General features: G+C 69.5%; 16 protein-coding genes. 1 reads left to right on the forward strand and 15 read right to left on the reverse strand.

Annotated features, from left to right (window positions below):
- Positions 1–41 precede the first annotated feature (41 nt).
- The 13 genes from nifS to dqs_RS02840 form a co-directional block, all read right to left on the reverse strand.
- On the reverse strand, positions 42–1,265 hold the full coding sequence (gene nifS, locus dqs_RS02780) for a cysteine desulfurase NifS (protein WP_011764287.1): 1,224 nt from the start codon (positions 1,263–1,265) through the stop codon (positions 42–44).
- A 182-nt stretch (positions 1,266–1,447) separates the two neighbouring features.
- On the reverse strand, positions 1,448–2,338 hold the full coding sequence (gene nifU / locus dqs_RS02785) for a Fe-S cluster assembly protein NifU (RefSeq protein ID WP_011764288.1): 891 nt from the start codon (positions 2,336–2,338) through the stop codon (positions 1,448–1,450).
- Between the two features lie 21 nt (positions 2,339–2,359).
- Entirely contained in the window at positions 2,360–2,683 is a 324-nt protein-coding gene (locus dqs_RS02790) for a HesB/IscA family protein (RefSeq protein WP_011764289.1), read from the reverse strand.
- 291 nt (positions 2,684–2,974) lie between these two features.
- Positions 2,975–3,367 (reverse strand): hypothetical protein, encoded by a 393-nt coding sequence (locus dqs_RS02795; RefSeq protein ID WP_011764290.1) that lies wholly within the window; start codon positions 3,365–3,367, stop codon positions 2,975–2,977.
- A 9-nt stretch (positions 3,368–3,376) separates the two neighbouring features.
- Positions 3,377–3,664 (reverse strand): ferredoxin III, nif-specific, encoded by a 288-nt coding sequence (gene fdxB / locus dqs_RS02800; protein WP_011764291.1) that lies wholly within the window; start codon positions 3,662–3,664, stop codon positions 3,377–3,379.
- A 140-nt stretch (positions 3,665–3,804) separates the two neighbouring features.
- The gene (locus dqs_RS02805; RefSeq protein WP_011764292.1) at positions 3,805–4,020 is read right to left on the reverse strand and encodes a CCE_0567 family metalloprotein; all 216 of its coding nucleotides are present in this window, start codon (positions 4,018–4,020) and stop codon (positions 3,805–3,807) included.
- Positions 4,021–4,030: 10 nt separating this feature from the next.
- A complete protein-coding gene (locus dqs_RS02810) occupies positions 4,031–4,516 on the reverse strand; it encodes a NifX-associated nitrogen fixation protein (protein ID WP_011764293.1) in 486 nt (161 codons plus the stop codon).
- An 18-nt stretch (positions 4,517–4,534) separates the two neighbouring features.
- Complete coding sequence (locus tag dqs_RS02815) at positions 4,535–4,942, reverse strand: SoxR reducing system RseC family protein (protein ID WP_084018179.1); 408 nt, start codon at positions 4,940–4,942, stop codon at positions 4,535–4,537.
- Positions 4,939–5,466, reverse strand: a complete 528-nt coding sequence (locus dqs_RS02820; protein WP_011764295.1) for a NifB/NifX family molybdenum-iron cluster-binding protein — start codon at positions 5,464–5,466, stop codon at positions 4,939–4,941. Before dqs_RS02820 ends, dqs_RS02815 begins: the two co-directional genes overlap by 4 nt.
- Positions 5,384–6,844, reverse strand: coding sequence for a nitrogenase iron-molybdenum cofactor biosynthesis protein NifN (gene nifN, locus dqs_RS02825; RefSeq protein WP_236778726.1), 1,461 nt, complete (start codon positions 6,842–6,844; stop codon positions 5,384–5,386). The genes dqs_RS02820 and nifN overlap by 83 nt, the downstream gene beginning before the upstream one ends.
- Positions 6,789–8,291 (reverse strand): nitrogenase iron-molybdenum cofactor biosynthesis protein NifE, encoded by a 1,503-nt coding sequence (gene nifE / locus dqs_RS02830; protein ID WP_011764297.1) that lies wholly within the window; start codon positions 8,289–8,291, stop codon positions 6,789–6,791. The genes nifN and nifE overlap by 56 nt, the downstream gene beginning before the upstream one ends.
- 188 nt (positions 8,292–8,479) lie before the next feature.
- Positions 8,480–9,481, reverse strand: coding sequence for a hypothetical protein (locus tag dqs_RS02835; protein WP_065339587.1), 1,002 nt, complete (start codon positions 9,479–9,481; stop codon positions 8,480–8,482).
- A gap of 48 nt (positions 9,482–9,529) precedes the next feature.
- Complete coding sequence (locus tag dqs_RS02840; protein WP_050976091.1) at positions 9,530–10,297, reverse strand: 4Fe4S-binding leucine-rich repeat protein; 768 nt, start codon at positions 10,295–10,297, stop codon at positions 9,530–9,532.
- Between the two features lie 361 nt (positions 10,298–10,658).
- Between dqs_RS02840 and dqs_RS02845 the strand changes: the two genes are divergently transcribed.
- Positions 10,659–13,871 (forward strand): bifunctional diguanylate cyclase/phosphodiesterase, encoded by a 3,213-nt coding sequence (locus tag dqs_RS02845; protein ID WP_065339588.1) that lies wholly within the window; start codon positions 10,659–10,661, stop codon positions 13,869–13,871.
- Here the strand turns inward: dqs_RS02845 and dqs_RS20640 are convergent.
- Entirely contained in the window at positions 13,868–14,185 is a 318-nt protein-coding gene (locus tag dqs_RS20640; RefSeq protein ID WP_157108132.1) for a hypothetical protein, read from the reverse strand. The two genes, dqs_RS02845 and dqs_RS20640, sit on opposite strands and share 4 nt — an antisense overlap.
- A 56-nt stretch (positions 14,186–14,241) precedes the next feature.
- Positions 14,242–14,910 (reverse strand): MlaC/ttg2D family ABC transporter substrate-binding protein, encoded by a 669-nt coding sequence (locus dqs_RS02855; RefSeq protein ID WP_011764302.1) that lies wholly within the window; start codon positions 14,908–14,910, stop codon positions 14,242–14,244.
- Between the last annotated feature and the right edge of the window lie 37 nt (positions 14,911–14,947).

The raw sequence follows: 14,947 nt of genomic DNA on the forward strand, positions 1-14,947 counted from the left end.
TCCGGTGCGGCGCCGTCGCGGGTGGCGACGGCGCGCGCGGCTTAGGCGTAGGTCGGGGCGAAGGCCTTTTCCGGATCGGTGACCGGGCCGTTCTCGCCCCAGTACGGCGACAGCTTGCGCAGCTGGGCGATGATCGGCGGCACCGCGGCGATCACGCGGTCGATCTCGGCCTCGGTGTTCTCGCGCGACAGCGAGAAGCGGATGGTGCCGTGGGCGGCGGTGTAGGGGATGCCCATGGCGCGCATCACGTGCGAGGGTTCGAGCGAGCCGGAGGTGCAGGCCGAGCCGGACGATGCAGCGATGCCCTGCTTGTTCAGCAGCATCAGGATGGCCTCGCCTTCGACGTATTCGAAGGCGATGTTGAGCGTGTTCGGCAGGCGGTTGTCGACGTCGCCGGTGGCGAAGGCGTTGGGCACGGCGGCGAGGATGCCGGCCTGCAGCTTGTCGCGCAGCGCGCGGACGTAGGTGTTCTCCTGCTCCATGTGCTCCAGCGCCAGTTCGGCGGCGACGCCAAGGCCGATGATGCCGGGCACGTTCTCGGTGCCGGCACGGCGGCCGCGTTCCTGGCCGCCGCCGCGCAGCAGCGGGCGGAAGCGGGCGCCGCGGCGCAGGTAGAGCGCGCCGATGCCCTTCGGGCCGTGCAGCTTGTGGCCCGACAGCGACAGCATGTCGATGGCCGAATCCTTGAGGTTGAGCGGAATCTTGCCGACCGCCTGGACCGCGTCGGTGTGGAACAGGATGCCGGCGGCCTTGGCCATCTCGGCCATCTTCTCGACCGGGAAGTAGGTGCCGGTTTCGTTGTTGGCCCACATCACCGACACCACCGCGACCTTGTCGGTCAGCAGCTTGGCGTATTCGTCGAGGTCCAGCCGGCCCTTGCCGTCCACCTTGAGCTTGTGGATGGTGTAGCCCTCTTTTTCGAGCTGTTCGCACAGGTGCAGCACGGCGTGGTGCTCCACGGTGCTGGTGATGATTTCCTTGCGCTCCGGGTTGGCCTTGAGCGCCGACAGGATGGCGGTGTTGTCGGCCTCGGTGCCACCGGCGGTGTAGATGATCTCGGAATCGAACTCGGCGCCGAGCAGCTTCTGCAGCGAGGCACGCGCGCCCTTGGTGGCGTGGCCGACCTTGGCGCCGAAGCTGTGCATCGAGGACGGATTGCCGAACTGTTCGGTGAAGTAGGGCAGCATCGCCGTCACCGCTTCGGGGGCGCAGCGGGTGGTGGCGTTGTTGTCGAGATAGATCGGGGTCAGGTTCGGGATGCTCATCGTGCTCTCCGCGGGGCTACCGTGTTCGCCGGACTGGGGCTGCCGGGTTGGCCGGCGGCGCGCTGCAGGGGCGGTGGCGGTGGTTTATCTCGTGAATGTCGGTGCTGCGGCTGCGCGGCGGACACCCGCCGCGCAGCGGGTATGCGGCCTGCCCCGCCGGGTGGTGGGGCAGGCAGGGCGGATCAGGCGGGCAGGGTGTTGGGCGCCAGCTTGGCGGTGGCCTTCACCGGGATCACCTTCACCAGTTCGCCGAGCGCTTCGATCATCTGGGCCTGGACGCCGCCGAGGGTGGCCGCTTCCATCTGGCAGCCGGCGCAGGCGCCCTTCATCGACACGTAGATGTTCTTGCCGTCGACGTCGACCAGTTCGATGTCGCCGTGGTCGCGCTGCAGGTTGGGGCGGGCCTTTTCGATGACCTGCTCGATCTTGCGGATGCGCTCCAGCGTCGTCATCTTGCCCGGCGCCTTCTTTTCCGGCGGCGGGGCGGCCTTGAAGGTTTCGCCACGCTCGGCCAGCACCTTGGCGAGGATTTCCTCGATGCCTTCGTGGCAGGAGGAACAGCCGCCGCCAGCCTTGGTGTAGTTGGTGACCTGCTCGACCGAGCACAGGTTGTTGGCGCGGATGGTCTCTTCGATCATCACCGCGTCGACCGCGAAGCACTTGCAGATCAGCGCGCCTTCTTCGTGGTCGTCCTTCCATTCTTCGCCGCGGTAGTTGGCGACCGCGGCCTGCAGGGCTTCGCGGCCCATCACCGAGCAGTGCATCTTTTCCGGCGGCAGGCCGCCGAGGAAGTCGGCGATGTCCTGGTTGGAGACTTCGAGCGCCTGCTCGAGCGTCTTGCCCTTGATGATCTCGGTCAGCGCCGAGCTGGAGGCGATCGCCGAGCCGCAGCCGAAGGTCTGGAAGGAGGCGTCGAGGATGGTCTCGTTGGCCGGGTCGACCTTGAGCATCAGGCGCAGCGCGTCACCGCAGGAGATCGAACCCACTTCGCCGATGGCGTTGGCGTCGGCCAGCGCGCCGGCGTTGCGCGGGTTGTAGAAGTGTTCCTTGACGGTATCGGAGTAATCCCACATGGCTGTCTCCAGGTACTGGGCTTAGGCGGAGAAGGACTGGCCACAGGCGCAGCCGCCGGTGGCGTTGGGGTTTTCGAACTTGAAGCCGGAGCCGGTCAGCGAATCGACGAAATCGACGGTGACGCCGGACAGCAGCGGGGCCGAGAACGGATCGACCAGCAGGGTGATGCCTTCCATTTCGACGATGACGTCGTCTTCCGCCTTTTCGGCTTCGAGCTTCATGCCGTACTGCAGGCCGGAGCAGCCACCGCCCTGCACGTGGATGCGCAGACCGACGACCGGGTCGGCGGAGGAGGAGATGAAGCGGCTGACGGCCTTGATGGCGGTGGGCGTGAGGTTGAGCATGTTCGGTTCTCCTGGGGAAGAGGGTGGCTACGCTAGCTTCGGGTATCTAGGTGCAAGCCCTGTGCCACTGCGTGCTCAAACGCAAGGCAATGAATTAACAGGAGAAATTAGAAGGCGTGGATGTCGTGAAGGCGCCGTGTCGGGGGGCTTGTCGACTTTGCGACAAGTAGGCTGAGGGCCCGGCGGGCGGCGCCGCTGGCGTGCGGGGCCGCCGGCGCAGGGAGGGCGGGCGACGGCGCGTGCCGCCGCCCGCGCGCGTTCAGCCGAGCGCGTGCCGCCGCCCGCGCGCGTTCAGCCGAGCACGTGCTCGTACACCGCGCGCATCACGTCGCGCTCGGTGTCGGGGATGCCTTGCAGTTCGGTCAGCAGCACGAAGCGGCCGCCGGCCTGCTCGACCGCCGCGAAGGGCGGGTCGATCGAGGCGAATTCGGCGATCCACACCGACGCCGTGCCGCCCGGTGCCAGCATGCGCTCGCGGAACTCGGGTTCGACCTTCAGCTCGCCCGCGGGCAGGCCGAGCCGGCCGGCGGCCTGCGCGACGAGCGCGCCGGGGTGCGGGGTGACCACTTCAGGGTCGCCCTCGACCTCGACGCGGGCGGCGACCACGGTGTCGGCGAAGCGGGCGAAGCGCAGGCGGCCGCTGGTGGATTGCTTGTGGAACAGGATCAGTGAGATGACGCCCATGTCGTGTGCTCAGGCTTGCACCGGCGAGGGGCCGTGGGTGTGGCAGTTCTTGGGGCAGACGCGGCTGCAGGCGGCGCAGCCGATGCAGTCCAGCGCGTTGGCCACCGACATGACCATCATGTTCTCGTCGAGGTCTTCATCGAGATCGTCGCTTTCGCGTTCGATCAGTTCGAAGACGTCGCGCGGACAGACTTTGTAGCAGCGGCCGCAGCCGATGCAGCGCTTGGCGTTGAGTGTGAGCACGAACTGCGGCACCCAGGTGGCGCCGCCCCGGGTGAGGCCGGTGATATCGCTCATGGTCTTTCCTCCGGCTGCCCGGCGGGCCGGGGCGGCCGTCCGGGTAGCGTGGTGTGTGGCGTGTTGCGTCGGGCGGGTCAACAGCACACAGGCCGGACCGGGGTCCGACCTGTGCGGTACGACGGGGCGCGCGCGGCGGATCAGTTCGCGGCGGCGGTCGCGGCGATGAGGCGCTTGTTGGCGTCGGCCCAGGCCTTGCAGGCGTCGTAGGTGGACTGCGAGATGCCGTGGATTTCCTCGTAGCCCGCGGGCAGGCGGTCCTCGACCAGATCGTGCAGCTGCGAAGCCCACTCCTGCGAGATGCGCTTGAGCTTCTTCACTTCCTTCTCGAGTTCCTTGATTTCCTCTTCGGTCATGGTGTTCTCCTTACAGGCCGGCGACTTCCGAATACTTGCCGACGATTTCCAAAGCCACTGCGAGGTGCTTGTCGGCTTCGTCCTTCATCTTGGAGAAGGACTCGAAGCCGAAGCGGTGCACGTCGCGCAGGGTGCGGTCGAGCACGACCAGCTTGCCGACGGTGATCAGCGCGCGGCCGAAGCCCTCGTGCGAGATGTGGATCATCGGCACGGCCATCAGGCCGCATTCCTTCTCGATCAGCGCGGCGATGGCGTTGTGGAAGGCCTTGACGCGCGAGATGGTGACGTCGTCCGGGTCGCCCACCACCGGGATCTGGCGGCGCTGTTCCTTGGTCAGGATGTAGGGCGCGAGCACGCGGTCGGTGGGCCAGCCGTCATAGGTGCCGTAGCTGTCGAGCGCGCGCGTCTGACGGTTCATCTCCTTGATGAAGTCGGTCTCGGCGAGTTCGGGGGTGAGCACCGGGGCCGGCGCGGTGTTGGTGTCGATCGTGATCATGGTGGTACTCCTTGCGGGTCAGTCGTTGAATTCGGATGCAGCGAGGCGGGGCACCGGCTGCAGGGAAGGGTGACGGCCGAGGCGGCGCGAGGCGATCAGGCCCAGCCCCAAGCCGGCGAAGCTGATGCCGGCGACGCCGAGGTCGCCCAGCCCGCCGGCGCTGGCCACCGCCATGCCGGCGAGAAAGCCCGCCACCGGAAGCAGATAGGCCACCGCCAGCGCGCGGAATGCGGTGCCGGCATCGACGTCGACATCGACCTGGTCGCCCACCCGGCTGCCGCAGCCGCCGTCCAGCACCAGGTCGGTCGTGCTGCCGCTGCCGCAGACCTTGTTGGCGCGGCAGCTGCCGCAGGCGGAAGCGCCTTCGAAGCGCACCACCAGCTGGTCGTCCTTGACCGCGATGACGCGGCCGCTGCGGCTCATCATTCCTGCCAGCCCTCGGCTTCCATCTCGTCGAAACGGGTGGTGTCCACCGGCTGGCGCGCCTTCACCGCCTTCGCCAGCCAGCCGCTCGGGCCGCTCGCGAGTTCGCCCTGGATGTCGCCGATCAGGTTGTCGATGACGCTGCCTTCTTCCACCCGCACCGGCTGCACGCCGGCGGCGAGCAACTGCTTGACTGCGGAGGCGCCGCAGGCAAGGCAGTACACCGCGGCGCAGCCCGCCAGCGTGGCGATCTTGGCCGGCAGCTTGTTCTCGTTGCCGTCCTGCGCGGTGTCGAGGAATTCGGTGACTTCGACCAGCGTCGAGCTGTTCTGGCCGACCTCGAAGATGGCGAAGGCCTCGGTGGAGCCGAAGTGCTGGTTGACCGTGCTGCGGTCGGTGCTGGCGAAAGCGACGCGAATGCCATCCATGACCGGCTTGGCCTCCTCAGTGCCCACCAGCCGCAGCTGGCGCCGGCGCGGGTTGGGGGTCGAGCTTGAATCGGGATCGATGTGGGGCGATGGAGTCATGATGTTGCAACACCAGGTTGGCGATATCGAACAAGGCCTGCCGGGTTCCCCGGTAGCCCACCCACGTCTTGCAGTAACCGCCGACCAGGTCGTACTGCGGCATGCCGGCCCGCAGCAGGGGCACGCCGAGGCGGTCGGCCGTGGCCGCGGCGTGTGAATTGGCGACGACGAGTTCCGCCTGTGCGGCGCGGGCCAGATCCTCGAGGTCTTCGAGGTCGCCCACGTGCACCTGGGGCGCACCCGGTACGTCGGTAAGGCTGCCGGTCTTGATCGGCGACACCGCGGCGACGATCTCGCTGCCCATGCCGGCGAACAGGGTCGCGGTCTGCAGCAGCAGGTCGGGATCGGCGGCGATGGCGACGCGGCGCAGGCCGGTCATGAAGTGGGTGTCGACCATCGCGTCCTGCAGCTGCGCGCGATGGCGTTCCAGCTTTTCCGGCACGGCGACGCCGGCGATCTCGGCCAGCGTCTGGGTGAAGCGGTCGCAGGCTTCCAGCCCGACCAGCCCGTCGAAGCGGTAGTCGGGCACGCCGGTGCGTTCGGCGAGCAGGTCGGCGGCGCCCTTCAGCGAGCGCCCGACGACGATGGTGGCGACCGCTTCACCCAGCGTGGCGAGTTCGGATACCGGGGTGCCGCCGAGCGTGACCGGGATGGTGTCCTCGGAGATCAGGTGGCCGTCGAGCGAATCGGCGAGGTCGGGCACCGCCAGCGGGCGCAGGCCGAAGAGTTCCAGCCATTCCTTGATCGCTTCGACATCGCCCGGCGTGAGGTGGCTGCCGAGCAGCAGGTTCACCTGCTTCTTGCGCTTGCCGACGATGCCGGTGCCGGCGGTGTGCGGCACGGTGGCATCGAGGATGCCCTTGACCGCCGCGGCGTAGCCGGTTTCCAGGCAGCCGGCGAAATCCGGGGTATTCACCGCGGCGACCGGGATGTGGTTGAACTCCGGGAAGTCGGCGCGGAAGTCCTTGACCAGGCGGGCGATGTCGGTGCCCTGGGTTTCGGACAGCGCAGTGGTGGCCAGCCCGACCAGCGAGGGCTTGCTCTTGCCGCACACGGTGGCCAGCGCCTGCACCACGTTGCCGTCGGCGTTCATCACGGTGGCGACCTGGTCCATCGCGGTGGTCTGCAGCGGCACCGGCTCGCGGAAGTGGCGCACGAAGAAGACCTTGGCGAACGCGGTGCAGCCCTGCGAGCCGTGGAAGATCGGCATGCTGCGGTTGATGCCGAGGAAGGCCAGCGCGGCGCCGGCGGGCGCCGAGGATTTCAGCGGGCTGACCGACAGCGCCTTGGGGTGACGGATGATCTCGGCCATGGCGCGCTCCTTACGCGGCAGCGCCGGCGGGCGCGTGGTGGTGGTCGTGATCGTGGTCGTGATCATGACCGTGGGCGTCGTTGCCGTCGTCGGCGTCCGGGCTGTCACCCAGTTCCGGCCCGGCGATCACCATGGCCTTGCTGGTCCAGGGCGCCGGCTTGCGCACGGCGTCCCACACCGGCGATTCGAGGGTGAGCGCGAGCTGGCGCACCAGCTCCTTCATGCCCTCATAGCCGGCGTAGCCGAATTCGCGTTCCTGGTTGATGTCGAGGAAGGGCAGGCGGGCCTTGAGCGCGGTGTAGAGGTTGCGGCCGCCGGCGATCAGGATGTCGGCCTTCAGCTCGTACACCGCGTTGAGCAGGTCGCGCGCGCCCTCGCTGTTGAGCATGATGGTCTTGTCGCCCATCAGCTCGAGGATGCGGGCCTTGTCTTCCTCGGTGGATTTCTTGGTGCCGGAGGCGACCACGTTCATGCCGAGGTCCTGCAGCGCGGACACCACCGACCACGACTTCACGCCGCCGGTGAAGAGCAGTACGCGCTTGCCTTCGAGGCGCGGGCGCCAGACGTCGAGTTCGCCGCGCACGCGGTTTTCCTCGCGGGCGATGACGGCTTCGGTGCGCGCGATCAGGTCTTCGTCGCCGATGATGCGGGCGATCTCGCGCAGCGCCGCCGAGGTGTCGGTGATGCCGTAGAAGCTGCCCTCGAACCAGGGGATGCCGTAGCGCTCTTCCATCTTGCGGGCGACGTTGATCATCGCCTTGGCGCACACCAGCATGTTCACTTCGGCGCGGTGCATGGTCTGCACTTCGTGGAAGCGGGCGTCGCCCGACAGCGTACAGAGGATGCGGATGCCGAGTTCGTCGAACAGCGGGGTGAGATACCACAGCTCGCCGGCGATGTTGTATTCGCCGATGAGGTTGATGTTGTGCACCTTGATGCCGGGCGGGATGGCTTCCGGCGGCAGCGGCTCGGGCTCGCGGGTGCCGATCACGTACTTGACCATGGCCTCGCCGGCGATGCGGTTGCCGAGGTTCTTGGTGCCGTAGAAGCCGGCCGAGTCGATCGGCACCACCGGCACGCCCCAGCGTTCGGCGGCGGCCTTGCAGACCGCCTCGATGTCGTCGCCGATCAGCGCCGGCACACAGGTGTTGTAGACGAAGACCGCGGGCGGGTTGTAGCGCTCGACCGCCTGCTTGATGCCGTGGAACAGGCGCTTTTCCGCCTTGCCCATGATGATGTCCTGCTCCGAAAGGTCGGTGGTCATGCCGATCTTGTAGAGCGTGGGGCCGGACGACTTGGTGCCGCGGTTATCCCAGGAGTTGCCCGCACAGGCGATCGGGCCGTGCACCACATGGGCGACGTCGGCAATCGGCAGCAGCGCGATCTGGGCGCCGTCGAAGGCGCAACCGCCGGCCGAGGCGCCGGGCTTGGGGCGCGCGCAACCGGATTTTTCCTTCTTGTTGTGGGTGCACGCGGGTTCGTCGAGCAGGGCAGCGACTTCGGAGGCTTTCACGGTGGGGACTCCGTCAGCAATGATGTCCTTCGGTCAGCAAGCACCGTGCCGTTTCCGACGTGCATTGCAAGTTGCTGATTCGACGGTCGAATTCTGCTTCGTCGGGTTGTCGTGAAGGTGACAATGTGCTGCGCCCGACACGACAGGTCACGGCCGGCCGCCGCAGTGCGACGGCGGCCGCGGGAGGGTCAGGCGGTGTAGGCCTCGCGCACCCAGGCGAGGACCAGGGCGGCGTCGCGCTCGGGCAGGTAGGCCATGCCGTCGGCGAGGTCGGCGGCGATCACCGGCGCGATGCTGCGCGGCACCCGCCGGCCGCCCACCATGTGGAAATACCACGCGAAGCCGTAGCCCGCGGCGCGGTCGAAGTCGTGCAGTTCGCGCGCCAGCACGGTGCCGCGGTTGGCGGGGATGCCGGTCCAGACCGGCGCGTGCGCGGCCACCGGCGTGGCGCCGTAGCGGGTCTGGTGGTAGCGGTCGAGATGCTCGGTGAGGGCCAGCACCCAGTGGTCGCAGAAGCGCCGCTGCTGGCCGGCGCTGCTCGCCTGCCAGTCGGCGAGGAAGCGCAGGATGGGGGCGGGCTTGCCAGCCTGCTCCTGGATGCGGCCGACGAACTGGGCGATGTCGGTGAGCCGGCGCAGCAGGTAGCGCGGCTCGCCCAGCGGCGTCGGTGCCGGGGCGCGCGGCGGGCGGTCGAGCAGGGCCTCGGCGGTCAGCGGGGTTTCGCCGCCGGCGCCGAGCACATGGCTGGAGACCTCCTGCAGTTCCTCGATTTCGAGCTGCAGGAATTCGGCCGCGCCCTTGCCCCACGGCGCCACCAGATAGTGGCTGACGCCTTGCTGCAGCGTCAGCACGTAGCCGGCCTCGGCGTGGCGTTCGAGGAAGCTGTCGCCGTCCTCGTCCGCTTCCAGCCAGGCCTGCTCCAGCCAGGCGAGGGCGTCCTCGGCCACGCAGTTGCCCTCGGCATCGAGGATGCGGCCGGGGCGGAACCAGCCGCCGCGTGACACGCGCGGTGAGAACTCGGGGCCGCCCGCCTTGCGCAGGCCGTCCAGCAGCGTCGCATGGCCGGGCAGCGGCAGGGTCTCGGCACACAGCTTGAACAGCGTTTCGCTGAGGCTGGGCGGAATGTTCTGGCTGGTCGCGGCGGCCGTCGGGGCGGTGTCCCGGGAGGTGTCGAGCGTAGCGTCGGTCATGGCGGATCCTTTGTTGCGGGTGCTGGCTGTGGCCGGCCAGCGGCGGCGTCAGTGAGCGTTGCCTGCGGCCAGGCGTTCGGCGGCGAGCTGGCGCACGTCCGGCTCCGGGTCGTCCAGCACCGCCTGCAGCGCATCGAGCGGGGCCTGGTGGACCGCGGCGGCGCGCACCAGCCATTCGGGATCGGCCAGCATGCGGGCCGCGTCGTCCGGCAGCATCCGCTCGGCGGCGAGCGCGCGCACCTCGGGGTCGGGGTCGTGGGCGAGCTTGCCGAGCGCGAAGGCCGGCAGGCGGCGGGCGATTTCCTTGCGCACCGCGGGGTCGGGGTCGTCGAGCAGCTGCGGCAGCTGGCCGTGCGGCAGGCGGCGGGCGACATGGATGCGCACGCCGTAGTCGGGGTCGCGGATCAGGCGGGCGAGATCGGCCGGCTGCATGCGGGTGGCCACGGTGATGCGCACCTCGCGATCGGGGTCGCGCGCCATGCGCACCAGCACATCGCCGTGGGCGCGTACCGCCACCGCGCGGCGGACCACCTCGTCCTCGTCGTTCTCCAGCCGCATCGCGGCTTCGAGCGGCGCATAACGCACGGCAATCGCGCGCCGCTCCCAGAACGGGTCGTCGAGGCAGTACTCGGCCCATTCCGGATTGCGCGCCAGGAAGCGGTCGATCTGACGGCCGCTGTAGACGAACAGACAGGCGTCACCGGGGCCGCAGCGCCCGCGGGCGAGCGTGTCCTCGCGCAGTTCGCACTCGGCGCAGGGGTTTTCGGGCGGAGTGTATTCGGCCGCGGCGGCGGGGGCTTGATCGTGGGAGTCCAAAGCGGCGGGGCGCGCAGCGCGTCGTGTAAACGACGTCGCGTCCCGCAAGCGCCGTGCCAGCAGGGGCGCGGCCCCAGCGCGGCGACCACGCGGGCTTGGTGGGCGCAATCACGACAATCCGGTGGATGTCGTGTCGCTTATCCGACATTGGCCGGGTCGTGGACGGGCCGCCCGCGGCGCCTTACCAAGGTGATATCGGGCAAAACGTCGCCCGTTCCGGGTAATCATGCTGCAATCCATTGTTTTTATATAAACTGCCGGCGTATCCCGATATTCCTCATGCGTACGCCGGGGCCCGGCGGCGCCGCGGGACGCGCGCCGTCTCCATTCCGGAACACGGCACCCCATCCGGAGGACGGAGATGGCCAGAGCGGTACACGAAGGCTTGCGCACACGACTGTCGGCGGTGGTCATCGTCATCGTCGCCGCCGTCATCCTGCCCTTCGTGCTGTCCGCCGCGGCCTACCTGGAACGCCAGGCGCAGGACGAAGCCCGCGCCCAGCTGGTTGCCTTCGGCACGCTGGTGCGCGACCTCGTCGCCACCCATCACGACAGCGTCGAGTCTTCCGTCGCCCGCGTCGCCGACGCCATGGCGCTGCATTTCGACGGCATCTACGCGCGCCGCGGCACCCGCCTGTTGTGGCAGGGCGAGGCCGTGGAAGGCGCCGGCGCCGAACTGGCGCGTTTCGGCGACGACGTGGCGGGCACTATCGCCGGCATCGCACTGCGCAGCGACGCGGGTTTTCGCAGTGTGTTGTCCACCAGCGGGGCAACCCTGCCGGCCGGGCGCGTGGTGCCGCTGCCGGCGGACGCAGTGTCGGCGCTGGAAGCAGGGCGGCGCTGGCGCGGCATGCTAGAACTTGCCGGTGCGCGCTACCTGCTGGAGCTGATCCCGGCGCGCGACGCCGCCGGTGCCACCGTCGGCATGTATTTCGTCGGCGTCGATCTGGTGCGCGAATTTGCCCGCCTGCGCGGCCGCCTGCGCGAATTCACGATCGGTGACAGCGGCTATGTGTTCGTGCTCGACGCCACGCCGGGGCCCACCTATGGGCGGTTCATCGTCCATCCCGAGCAGGAGGGCGGCAACCCGCTGCAGGACAGCGACAACGCCGGCCGCAGCGTGATCGCCGAAATGCTGGAGCGCGGCGACGGTGTCATCGCCTATGGGTGGCGCAATCCGGCCCGCGGGGAGATCGTGTCGCGCCCCAAGCTTGCGGCATTTGCCAGCTATCCGGCGCTCGGCTGGGTGATCGGCGCGAGCAGCTACGAGGACGAGTTCGGCCGCGGCGCGCTGGTGATGCGGCGGGCCATGCTCGCCACCGCCGCGGTGATGGCGCTGACGCTGATCGTGGCGCTGTACTGCGCGATCGGCGCGATGGTGGTTGCGCCGATGCTGCGCTTGCAGCGCACCTTGCGCACGCTCAGCCGCGGCAATGAAACCCTGGTGCATTCGGCCAGCGAGGACGAGCTGGTGCGGCGGATCTGCGAAGTGCTGGTGCAGGTGGGCGATTTCCGCCTCGCCTGCATCGCCTTCGACATGCCCGGGCAGGCGCCGCGCATCGTCGCCACACACGGCGGCGGCGACGTGTTCCGCGCGGCGCTGGCACGGGCCGACGCCTCGCATCTGGCGCCGGCGGTGGGGGCGATCGCGGAGCGGCGCACCGTGCTGGTCGATGACCTGGGTGCAGTGCCGCCCGCACTGCGGGCCGCCGCAGAGGCCGCCGGTTGCCGCGCGCTGATCGCCTATCCGCTGTGCGAAGGTGAGCGTGTGCTGGGGGCGCTGACGATAGGCGCGGCGCGGCCGGGGGATCTGGATCAGGCGGGCACCGCGCTGTTGAAGGAGCTGGCGGAGGACCTCGCGTTCGGCATCGCCACCCAGCGTACCGCGGTCGCGCGCCGCGAGGCCGAGGTGGCGCTACGGCTGCGTGAGCGTGCGATCGAATCTTCCAGCGACGGCGTGCTGATCTTCGCGCTTGGCGACGACGGGCCGCGCATCCGCGATGTCAATCCGGCCGCCGAGCGCATCCTCGGCATGGCGCGCGCGCTGCTGGTGGATGCGCCCGCCCCGGCGCTGACGGTGTTTGCGCCCGGCGCGCTGGCCGAACTGGGCGTGGCGCTGGTGTGCGGCCGCGAGACCCATCTCGAGGTCGAGGGCGAACGCGCCGACGGCAGCCCGTTCTGGTGCGAATGCGCGCTGGCGCCGGTGCGGGCCGCGGGCGATGCGCACGTGGTGTGCGTGGTCAAGGACGTCACCGAGCGGGTGCTTTACCTGCGCGAGCTGGAGCGTCAGGCGAAGTACGACGGGCTCACCGGGCTGCCCAACCGCTACCTGCTGGACGACCGGCTGGAGCAGGCGATCGTCGCTGCCCGCCGCCACGAGCGCCTGCTCGGGGTCGCCTTCATCGACCTCGACCACTTCAAGGTGGTGAACGACAACGTCGGCCACCGCCAGGGCGACGAACTGCTGCGCCAGGCCGCAAGCCGCCTTGCCGCCGTGCTGCGCGATGGCGATACCGCGGCGCGCCAGGGCGGCGACGAGTTCGTCGTGCTGCTGCCGGACCTCGGTGACGAGCGCGATGCATTCCGCATCCTGGGGCGCCTGCAGGCGGCGCTCGCCGAACCCTTCCGTCTCGACGACCGCAGCTTCTTCGTCACCTGCAGCATCGGTGTCAGCCTGTATCCGCGCGACGGCGGCGATGGCGATACCCTGCTCAAGCACGCGGACATCGCGATGTACCAGGCCAAGGCCGCGGGCCGCAACGTGGTGCGCTTCTTTACCGCCGAGATGAACATCCAGGTGCGCGACCGCCTGCAGCTGGAAGGCGCGCTGCGCTCGGCACTGGAGAACGGCGAACTGCATCTCGCCTTCCAGCCGCAGGTGGACGGCGGCAGCGGGCAGGTGATCGGTGCCGAGGCGCTGCTGCGCTGGCAGCACCCGGAGCTGGGAGCGGTGCCCCCGGTCCGCTTCATTCCGCTGGCCGAGGAAACCGGCCTGATCGGGCCGATCGGCGAGTGGGTGCTGCGCGCCGCCTGCCGCCAGGCGCGGCAGTGGGAGCAGGCGGGGCGGCGGCTGCGGATCGCGGTGAACGTTTCCGCGCGCCAGTTCCGCTCGCCCGACCTGCCGGCACGCATCGCCGAGATCCTGGATGAAACCGGCTTGCCGCCGGCGCTGCTGGAGCTGGAACTGACCGAGAGCATGCTGATGGGCGACGCCGAGCAGGCGGAGGAAATGCTGCACCGGCTCAAGCAGCTTGGCGTCAGCCTCGCGCTCGACGATTTCGGCACCGGCTACTCCAGCTTCGCCTACCTGCAGCGTTTTCCGATCGACACGCTGAAGATCGACCAGTCCTTCGTGCGCAGCATGGTCGCCGGCGTGCGCGGCGAGGCCATCGTGGTGGCGATCATCGCGCTGGCCCATAGCCTCGGCATGCGGGTGATCGCGGAAGGGGTGGAAACGCCGCTGCAGCAGCGCCAGTTGTTCGAGTTCGGCTGCGACGAGTTGCAGGGCTATCTGTTCGGGCGCCCGGTGCCGGCGGCGGAGTTTCCGCACGCCGGCCGAGGGGCGACGGTTTAGCGCGAGCTGCCGCTGCCGCCCGGTGTCGCCGGGGCTTCCGGGGCGCCGCCCGGGGGCGTGGTGGCCGGCGGTTCGGCCGGGGTGTTGCCCGGCGGCGTGGTGCTGCCCGGCGGCGGCACGCTGTCCGGCGCGGTCGGGGCGGGAGGCGTGCTGGGTGTCGTCGTGGTTGGCGGCGGCGGTGGGGGCGCCATATCGCGCGAGGTGGTCGGCGCGGGCGGCGTCGAGGGCGCGGGTGGGGTGTCGCGGCGGTCGCAGGCCGCCAGCAACAGCGGCGCCGCCAGCGTGCTCAACAGCAGGATACGGGCTTTCATCATCGCGGTTCTCCTCGGTGGGTCGTTGTCGTGAAGGCGGGGGCTGCCCGCGTTCGGCGTCAGCTCGGCGGCCGCTCGGGCTCGTAGCGACGGTTCTGTTCGCGCAGCGTGTCGATCAGCGCCTGCGGCCCGCCCTTCGCCAGCTCGGCCGCAAAGCTGCCGCGGTAGCTCGTCACCAGGCTGACGCTATCGACCGCCACGTCGAAAACCTTCCAGCCATCCGCGCCGCGGCGCAGCCGGTAATCGAGCCCGATCGGCGCCGCGCCGGACTGGCGGATCTGGCTGCGGATCACCACGTCGTCGCCCTGTGCCTGGGGCGAGGGTGGAAAGTGCACTGTCTGGTCGCGGTAGGCGGTCAGCGCGTTGGCGTAGGTGCGCACCAGCAGCGTGCGGAACTCCCGCGTCAGCGCTTCGCGTTCCGGTGGCGAGGCCTGGCGCCAAGGCGGGCCGACCGCCAGCGCGGTCATGCGGGCAAAGTCGAAATGCGGTGCAATCTTTTCATCGATCAGGCGGATCGCACGCGCCCGGTCGCCGGCCTTGAGGTCCTTGTCCTGCCGCAGCACCGTCAGCACTTCGTCGGTGACCCCGCGCACCAACTCGTCCGGCGCGGCGCCTTGCCCGTGCGCCGCGGCGGTGGCGAATACCAGCAGCCACGCCAGCTGCCGCAGCCAGCGCGGCACCGACGCAGGCGGAGCGCCCGCATGTACGGGCGGGTGGCGGATGGTCATGGTGAGCCTCCGGTGGAATGGACGACCGCAGCCCGGG

The sequence above is a fragment of the Azoarcus olearius genome, from assembly GCF_001682385.1.
GTDB classification, from domain to species: Bacteria; Pseudomonadota; Gammaproteobacteria; order Burkholderiales; family Rhodocyclaceae; genus Azoarcus; species Azoarcus olearius.

Bases quoted from the DNA above. Each gene is read 5' to 3' on its own strand.
- fdxB (WP_011764291.1), bottom strand. From the start codon at position 3,664: ATGAGCGATATCACCGGCCTCACCCGGGGCGGCGCCACCTGGGTGCCG.
- dqs_RS02820 (WP_011764295.1), bottom strand. From the start codon at position 5,466: ATGACTCCATCGCCCCACATCGATCCCGATTCAAGCTCGACCCCCAAC.
- dqs_RS02845 (WP_065339588.1), top strand. From the start codon at position 10,659: ATGGCCAGAGCGGTACACGAAGGCTTGCGCACACGACTGTCGGCGGTG.
- dqs_RS20640 (WP_157108132.1), bottom strand. From the start codon at position 14,185: ATGATGAAAGCCCGTATCCTGCTGTTGAGCACGCTGGCGGCGCCGCTG.
- dqs_RS02810 (WP_011764293.1), bottom strand. From the start codon at position 4,516: ATGATCACGATCGACACCAACACCGCGCCGGCCCCGGTGCTCACCCCC.
- nifU (WP_011764288.1), bottom strand. From the start codon at position 2,338: ATGTGGGATTACTCCGATACCGTCAAGGAACACTTCTACAACCCGCGC.
- dqs_RS02805 (WP_011764292.1), bottom strand. From the start codon at position 4,020: ATGACCGAAGAGGAAATCAAGGAACTCGAGAAGGAAGTGAAGAAGCTC.
- nifS (WP_011764287.1), bottom strand. From the start codon at position 1,265: ATGAGCATCCCGAACCTGACCCCGATCTATCTCGACAACAACGCCACC.
- dqs_RS02855 (WP_011764302.1), bottom strand. From the start codon at position 14,910: ATGACCATCCGCCACCCGCCCGTACATGCGGGCGCTCCGCCTGCGTCG.
- dqs_RS02815 (WP_084018179.1), bottom strand. From the start codon at position 4,942: ATGATGAGCCGCAGCGGCCGCGTCATCGCGGTCAAGGACGACCAGCTG.
- dqs_RS02795 (WP_011764290.1), bottom strand. From the start codon at position 3,367: ATGGGCGTCATCTCACTGATCCTGTTCCACAAGCAATCCACCAGCGGC.
- dqs_RS02790 (WP_011764289.1), bottom strand. From the start codon at position 2,683: ATGCTCAACCTCACGCCCACCGCCATCAAGGCCGTCAGCCGCTTCATC.
- dqs_RS02835 (WP_065339587.1), bottom strand. From the start codon at position 9,481: ATGACCGACGCTACGCTCGACACCTCCCGGGACACCGCCCCGACGGCC.
- nifN (WP_236778726.1), bottom strand. From the start codon at position 6,844: ATGATCACGACCACGATCACGACCACCACCACGCGCCCGCCGGCGCTG.